Below are 7,674 nucleotides of genomic sequence, written 5' to 3'. Positions count from 1 at the left end.
TTTTGAACTAGTTTCTCTCACAACAAAAAAATCCTTACCGAAGTGGGCTTCGTTGAGCAGGTGAAGTTTTTAAACATGGACAAATAAACAGTCACTGTTTTGCTCTTTGCATACAATATTTTGAATTAATCTATAGGGAGATGAGTCTAATGTATTTTTGCCCGACATGTCCAACACAAACCGTTGTTGATCCCCCAGTGTCGATTTACGAAAACTACTATCACCCTCAATTGGTTCAAGTTATTCACCCCATTGAAATCATTAGAAAGCATCACTGTGTACCCATTCCACAACACATTTATGAGTATTCCGTCAAAGACGTAATGTGTCATGTATCCAGCCTTAAAAAACACAAAAAGAGAAGATAACTATTTCAGCGGTTATCTGATATGACCACTTTAGACGGTGCTTTGGTGGTCTTTTCTTTTTTTCCCAGATTAGAACCGCTGTCTGCCGGGGAGCAACAAAAAAAAAAGGCCGGCGTCCCGGCTTTGAGCCGAGTGCCTGGCCGCACATTTGAGCGCTGAAGACGCGCTCACCCTTTACGCCAGCTATGTGAATAACTGGGTAAAATCTGGGTGAACACGTCCTTAATACCTCAAAACCCTTTATAAATCAGGCTTAACTGACCGAGCCGAGACAGAAACGGTCAATCGAGCGCTCATGGATCCGCTCGAAAATCTGAATCCTGAATTTTGCACCATGAACCTAAAGTCGTCTATCGTTTGTCGAATTTTGCGCAAAAGAAAAACCCTTGTGGCGCAAGGGTTTCAGAGGAAAATAACTGCAAAGCGGGTGATGGGAATCGAACCCACGCTACCAGCTTGGAAGGCTGGAGTTCTACCATTGAACTACACCCGCAATCTTACAATCGGGACGACACGATTCGAACATGCGACCCCCTGGTCCCAAACCAGGTGCTCTACCAAGCTGAGCTACGTCCCGTTAGTTTTAGGCCTTTTTGAGAAGGCAGAAATTAATATATCACGTTTCGCCTGCGAGCGCAAGCGAAACCTGCCGGCAGCTTCTGTGCCGGCAGGTGGCTTGCGATCCTCCGCATTCATGAAACAGAGTTATCGTTAATCATATATACTCCGCCCTGACCTGCATCCACGATATAAACATCAAAATGATTGGATCCCCGCAAGACGATCTTAAATTCCTTGCCCTTAGGGGCTCTTAAATGTGATGTTTTAAAATGACCGGCTCCAGGATTAACTTTGCCCATTAGAGAGACTGACTGGTCTTCTGCTGGCAATATCAAACCTTTATCCAAATGTTCTCTATCGTTATAGAACTGAAGTGTAGGATGGGTATCCTGCGTATCGGCTGGAACGGTTCTGACAGCTACACCACCATCAGCCGTGTTGGCGAGAGTAAATCGGTATCCATCTTTCAGTTCCAATTCATGCTCATGCTCTGAAACATAATGTTCTACACGTCCAGTTTCGAGGTTGTAGAATAATTCGGCTGACAATGTATTCGGCCACATCCCGTTCACCTCGGAACCATCCGGTAAAGTCGCCCTAATAAAATATAATATCGTCGTTTCACTAGGCATTCGACTTGCAGGGATCAAACGAGCGGTTACCTCGCTAATCCAGCTTTTGATCACAGTATCACTTGCTTGGATGTCCTTGAATCCCCATCCTAAGCGGAACAAAGCAATCTGAGCTTGGGATAGAGCATAGTATATTCCCAACCGAGGAATGATGCGTTCAAATGTCGTGATCGTTTTGTCCATGGCTGTAACCGTCTCTGATGTACCTGCCGCTGAAATTCCGTATGGAGAAGCAACTTCTGCTTTAAAATGAGAGTCAAGGAATATAAGCTCGCCCTCACTCTTGTTCAACTTAATCTTAAGTGCAGGGTTAGCAGTTCCTTCACGATAAAGCTCTATCGCTCTGTTCAAGCCAGTGGGTTCTCTATACTTGCCTGTGTCGGAGATTTTACCGAATCGTCTCACCAATAAATGATCCAGATGCTCTAGCAAAAGCTTTCGATTGGCCTCATTGCCTATGGATTCAGCATCAAGCCCTAATAATCTGGCGATCCCTTCTGGCTGAAAAGGGTCTGCCGGATAATTCATCGTTAGCGCAAAGTGTTCCTTAAGCCGCCCAGATAATAAGTTTAACTCTGACTCTATCAACAAATCGCAAAGATGTGACACATCCTCATTCAAATACATATAAACGAAGCTCTCATTTGCAATGATCGTTTTCAATACGTTCGCCAGATACATGTCACCTATCAAATAATCAGAACCAACTTGTAAAGCAAGACGTCCATCATCTGTAAATCCAGCTCTAACCGATGGCAGGGCAAGTTCAACATGATGCTCTAACTTCAAAGCAACTCCAGGTTCCTCGGATGTATTCTCGTTGTCGTCAATTGCTGACTTTTGTAACATACGCATCGAAACTCCCTTATATATGACTCCCTTAAGACTCCACGATGGAAAGGATACTTAAACGGTCGTCTGCTTGTTTTCTTTGGCGATTTCTTTTCGAACAATCGGTGCGACTCGGGTGCCAAACAACTCAATGGCACGCAGGACTTCACGATGAGGCATTGTGCCAATATTCAGATGCAAGAAGAAGCGGTTGGTTCCTAGCATTTTGCGGGTGTGAAGAATCTTCTCTGCAACATATTCAGGATCACCAACATAGAGGGAACCATCCATCTTGCGATTTAGCTCATAGGATGCTTCGGTGTATGGCGCCCAGCCCAATACTCTGCCGAGTTCGTTCATTTGAACGACCTGGTAAGGTCGGTGTAACCGAACCGCCTCCTCGGTTGTTTCACTAACGAAACCGTGCGAGTGTGTCGCAATTTTAAGCTTACTTACATCATGGCCTGCACTCGCAGCTGCTTGTTTATACAATTCGACGAGGGGCGCAAATCTTTCCGGGTTTCCGCCGATGATCGCAAAGACAATAGGCAATCCCAACGCTCCTGCTCGAATAGCCGAATCCGGTCGTCCTCCAGATCCAACCCACACCGGAAGCGGGTCTTGGACAGATCGTGGATAGACGCCGAGATTATGAATCGCCGGACGATGACCGCCTCGCCATGTGACTTTTTCTGAAGCTCTAATCTTAAGAAGCAGTTCAAGATGTTCTTCAAACAATTCCTCGTAGTCATTTAAGTCGTAGCCAAACAACGGGAACGAATCAACAAAAGCGCCTCTGCCGACCATAATTTCGGCCCGCCCATTACTGATGCTGTCCAGCGTTGAGAATGATTGATAGACCCGAACTGGATCATCCGAGGAAAGGACGGTGACAGCACTCGTGAGCCGAATTCGCTTAGTTAAAGCAGCTGCAGCAGCAAGGATGACGGCTGGAGCCTCAGAGGCAAAATCAAACCGTTGATGTTCTCCGATCCCAAACACGTCAAGACCAGCCTGATCAGCAACAACGATCTCTTCGATCCCATTTCGAATCCGCTCGGGATGGCTGACCCGCTTGCCCGTTACAGGATCTGGTGAAGTTTCTAGAAAGGTGTTAATACCTAGTTCAAAATCTATGGATTCCGTCATGATGATCCTCCTTCATTTTCTGTAATTAACGATGTCCGGCAGCAACGTTTTTGTGTGCGATTTGATTAAGACGTTGAAGGTCCGAATCTGTAAGCTCAACCTGCAAAGCCGCAATATTTTCTTCTAAATACTTTCTTCTTTTCGTTCCTGGAATAGGCACAATATCGTTACCTTGCATCAAAATCCATTTCAAAGCCAATTGGGGTGCAGTGCATCCTTTTTCTGCCGCCATTTCTTTAATCTGAGCAACAAATTGAAGGTTTTTCTGTAAGTTTTGTCCTTGAAATCTTGGGAAGTTACGTCTTACATCGCTGTAATCCAAATCCTCGTATCGCTGAATTGTCCCGGTTAAGAACCCACGTCCAAGCGGGCTGTAGGCGACAAATCCAATGCCCAGCTCTCTGAGAGTAGGAAGAACTTCGTCTTCAATGTCGCGAGACCATAAGGAATATTCCGTTTGCACTGCCGTAATTGGATGAACTGCATGTGCTCTGCGGATTAGTTGAGCCGGGGCTTCCGAAAGACCGATATAACGGACCTTCCCTTCTCTCACCAAGTCAGCCATCGCCCCTACCGTCTCCTCGATGGGGGTATAAGGATCGATCCGGTGCAGATAATACAGGTCAATGTGGTCAACACCTAATCTGCGCAAGCTTGCTTCGGCAGCTGCCTTCACATATCTCGGGCTGCCGTTATAGCCCCAATAGCCTCCCTCACGTACAACCCCAAACTTGGTTGCTAAAACAACCTCGTCACGCCGATCTTTAATCGCTTTTCCTACCAGCTTCTCATTTTCTCCGTTACCGTACAGATCTGAAGTGTCCAAGAAGTTTACACCAAGGTCCAATGCTCGATGAATCGTCCCTATCGATTCCTGTTCATCCCGGTCACTGCCGTAAAAATCAGACATCGTCATGCAGCCTAATCCCATCGCTGAGACTTTCAGTCCACTTGACCCCAGGGCTCTTTTTTCCATAAATATCTCTCCTTTGTCTTTTGTTTTTTATGTCAAGAAATAACATTTCACAATGATCTACATGCTTAGATTTTAATTGTAATTAGTTTCACCTCCCCTTTTTATCGAACGTTCGTTCAAATAGCTTTAAAAATATTTATTTTATCGAACGTTCGATCAAATTGATGCAAATTAAAGTTAACTCATCAACTCGATCGAACGTTCGATCTATTGAAGTGAAAAAAGAGGCTGTTCATGCTTTGATCGCATCCCAGCTCATTTGAATCATTTTGTCGATGTTGTCTGGGGTGAATTCATACTCACCGTTAATATACTCTTTGCCCATTTGGACAAAAGGCAAGCAGGAGTAAGTAACTAACAGATTCGTTTCCGAATCCTTAAACAGCCCTTCCTTAATCCCCCTTTCGAATAAAGGATACATCGGCTTAAATACACCACCGCTTTGATCTTTACAGTGTTTTTGGATAAATGGCGAATCAAAAAACTGTTCCATCAACAGAAAATTAGCTTGATTATTCACGATGTAACTGGAGTAATTCCGCAAGATCTTCTCAAAGGCAGCCCTGACTGACATGTCCTCCGTAACGCCAAGAAACATTTTCTCATGCATTTGTTCCTTAAGCTTAAAGTATAGCTTAATCAACAAGTCTTCTTTACTTTCAAAATAGAAGTAAATGGTCGACGACGAGATGTTTGCCCGCTTCGCAATTTTGGACATGGAGATCTCGGATAGTCCAATTTCATTGAGAAGTTCAATTGTTGTTTGATAGATCAGTTCGGATTTGTTATCAGATTTGTTTTTCATGGCCACATTATAATCGAACGTTCGATCGAAAGTCAATATTCAGCCCTTTCGTTTTTTTTACCTAAAATCATAAAAAATTCCTTAGCCGGCTAGCCGGCTAAGGAATTCACTCTCCAGCACCCCGGCAGACACCGGCTTGCTAAACAGATATCCTTGTCCTTCATGGCAACGTTGGAGCTTCAGAAACTCCAGTTGCTCCTCGTTCTCAACACCTTCGGCCGTCACCTTCAGCTTTAAGTGATGAGCCATGGTGGTGATTGTGGAGACGATCGCCGCGTCGTTTCCGTCGCACATGACCTCTTTGACGAAGGCACGATCAATTTTTAACCGATCGATCGGCAGACTTTTTAAATAATATAGCGAGCTGTAGCCTGTGCCAAAATCATCGATACTGATATGTATACCTAAACGCTTCAAGCGATGAAGCTGATCCAGCGCGGTTTCAATATCGTATGTCATGCTTTCCGTCACTTCCAGCTCGAGATATTGTGGATCTAACCCTACCTCACGCAGGATTGCGTCCACGTGCTCCGCTAAATTATATTGCCGGAACTGGCGCATCGACAAATTGACGGACACACAAACGGGCTCGAATCCTTCCTGCTGCCATTTCTTATTATACTGGCAAGCCGTTCTTAGCACCCATTCACCAAGAGGAACGATCAGCCCATTCTCTTCGGCTAGCGGAATGAATTCACTTGGAGGTATCAGTCCCCGCTTCGGATGGTTCCAACGGACAAGTGCCTCCATCCCAACCATTTTCCCCGTATCCAAACTGATCTGCGGCTGGAACTCCAGGAAGAATTCCCCCCGCTCCAGCGCCTTGCGCATATCATTCTCAAGCTCTACCTTCGCTTGGGTGCGCTGTTTCATCGATGCATGATAACGCAGAAACTCTACGCCTTGCTCCTTCGCATGGTGTACTGCCATATCGGCAAATTGGATCAACTGGTTGACCGAGTCGGCGTCATTCGGAAATACAGACAACCCCATACTCAAGGAAATATGATATTCTGTGTCATCGATGAGGACCCCGGGATCAACAGAGGCTAACAGCTGCTTGGCCCGCTCCTCGACGGCCGAAACATCCGGCAGCTCGGAGAAGACCACGGCGAATTCGTCCTCGCCCACCCGGTACACCCATTGCTGAGGGCCTTCAAGCACCGCTAACCGACTTCCGAGCTCGGTCAGCACTTTGTCCCCCGCACTGTAACCTAGCGAGTCGTTAATCGCCTTAAACCGGTCGATATTGATCACCGCCACACCGATACAAGCTCGCGAAAAAACCAAGAGCTCGTCCAACTGCTCCTTCATTTGTCGCAGGTTCGGCAGTCCGGTCAAATCATCATGGTAGGCCATATGCTTCATCTGGGCTTCCACGAACAGTTGATCGCGCAACGGTTCTTCAATCGTCAGTCGGTAAACCCCTTTTAATACGATGTAATACGAAATGGCCATATACCCTTGCCCCAACGCCTGAGTTAACCCCTCCACTTGCCCCGGCGGACAGATCAGCAAGACATGACCCATCGCCATGAAGAGCAGTGCCCTGGTTACCATCATCATGGCTGAAGGGCGCTCCGTCCGATGTCGATAAAGAACAGCCGTAGCGACAAGGAGGTACAGCAGAGGAATCCCCGCTTGCATCATCAGTTGCAGAAGCTCCGTTTCCAATAGTAGCGGCAAGCGGTCTTGATATCGATTTAACACAAACAGACCTAACAGCGTCAAGAAGACGGCACTGGCGAACATCGTCACTTTCTGCTGCCCGGACACCTGCTGATCCGTCACAGCAAAGATCCGCAGCATCCCAAAAGCTCCTAGTAAATGGGAGATCACCAGAAACCAGGTCGCCAAATTTTCGTTCGGTTCGAAGCCAAGCAGCGAGATATCACCGTACGAAACAGTGTACAGAATATCCAATATCCCGATCACTGAAAATAACACGGCCGTGTAAAGTCGCTGCTTGGAAAGTTTGTCGGTAAACAGAATCCATCCCTGTGCGAAGATCGCGAAGGATATGGCCATGCACATGAGACCTGTCAAAAGATGCAGCGTTTGGACAACCTCGGCCGTTCCTGGCGGAAACCTGTTCCATGCCGACAACTGGACAACCCCGATCATCGCCGCCAATCCGATTACCCCTTGGATGATTGTCGTTCGTTCCTCTGCCCTAATCCTCAATGCGTATCAACCTCCGGAGGTAAGTACTTATCGATCCGTCATGAGTTGTACTATTCAACATTTTCCGCTTATTTCCTTCCTTTTTCTCAAATTTGTCGAGGAAAAATCATAACCACCCGTCCAACGGGTGGTTTGCTCTTGGGGTATAACCCCTTGTTGCCAAACTGC

General features: G+C 46.4%; 5 protein-coding genes and 2 tRNA genes. All 7 read right to left on the bottom strand.

Annotation, left to right across the window (positions count from 1 at the left end):
* Positions 1-790: 790 nt before the first annotated feature.
* Positions 791-861: transfer RNA gene (locus PBA01S_RS16940), tRNA-Gly, on the bottom strand.
* A gap of 10 nt (positions 862-871) precedes the next feature.
* Positions 872-945 (bottom strand) — tRNA-Pro (locus tag PBA01S_RS16935).
* Between the two features lie 115 nt (positions 946-1,060).
* Complete coding sequence (locus tag PBA01S_RS16930) at positions 1,061-2,410, bottom strand: hypothetical protein (protein ID WP_127576398.1); 1,350 nt, start codon at positions 2,408-2,410, stop codon at positions 1,061-1,063.
* Between the two features lie 57 nt (positions 2,411-2,467).
* Positions 2,468-3,541, bottom strand: a complete 1,074-nt coding sequence (locus tag PBA01S_RS16925; protein WP_127576397.1) for an Atu2307/SP_0267 family LLM class monooxygenase — start codon at positions 3,539-3,541, stop codon at positions 2,468-2,470.
* 25 nt (positions 3,542-3,566) lie between these two features.
* Positions 3,567-4,517 (bottom strand): aldo/keto reductase, encoded by a 951-nt coding sequence (locus PBA01S_RS16920; RefSeq protein WP_127576396.1) that lies wholly within the window; start codon positions 4,515-4,517, stop codon positions 3,567-3,569.
* A 232-nt stretch (positions 4,518-4,749) separates the two neighbouring features.
* Positions 4,750-5,322 (bottom strand): TetR/AcrR family transcriptional regulator, encoded by a 573-nt coding sequence (locus tag PBA01S_RS16915; protein ID WP_036625392.1) that lies wholly within the window; start codon positions 5,320-5,322, stop codon positions 4,750-4,752.
* Positions 5,323-5,403: 81 nt separating this feature from the next.
* Positions 5,404-7,506, bottom strand: a complete 2,103-nt coding sequence (locus tag PBA01S_RS16910; protein WP_127576395.1) for a putative bifunctional diguanylate cyclase/phosphodiesterase — start codon at positions 7,504-7,506, stop codon at positions 5,404-5,406.
* Between the last annotated feature and the right edge of the window lie 168 nt (positions 7,507-7,674).

It is taken from the genome of Paenibacillus barengoltzii NBRC 101215, from assembly GCF_004000745.1.
GTDB classification, from domain to species: domain Bacteria; phylum Bacillota; class Bacilli; order Paenibacillales; family Paenibacillaceae; genus Fontibacillus; species Fontibacillus barengoltzii.
The sequence above is the reverse complement of the archived record's forward strand: the minus strand, read 5'-3'. Positions and strand labels throughout refer to the sequence as shown.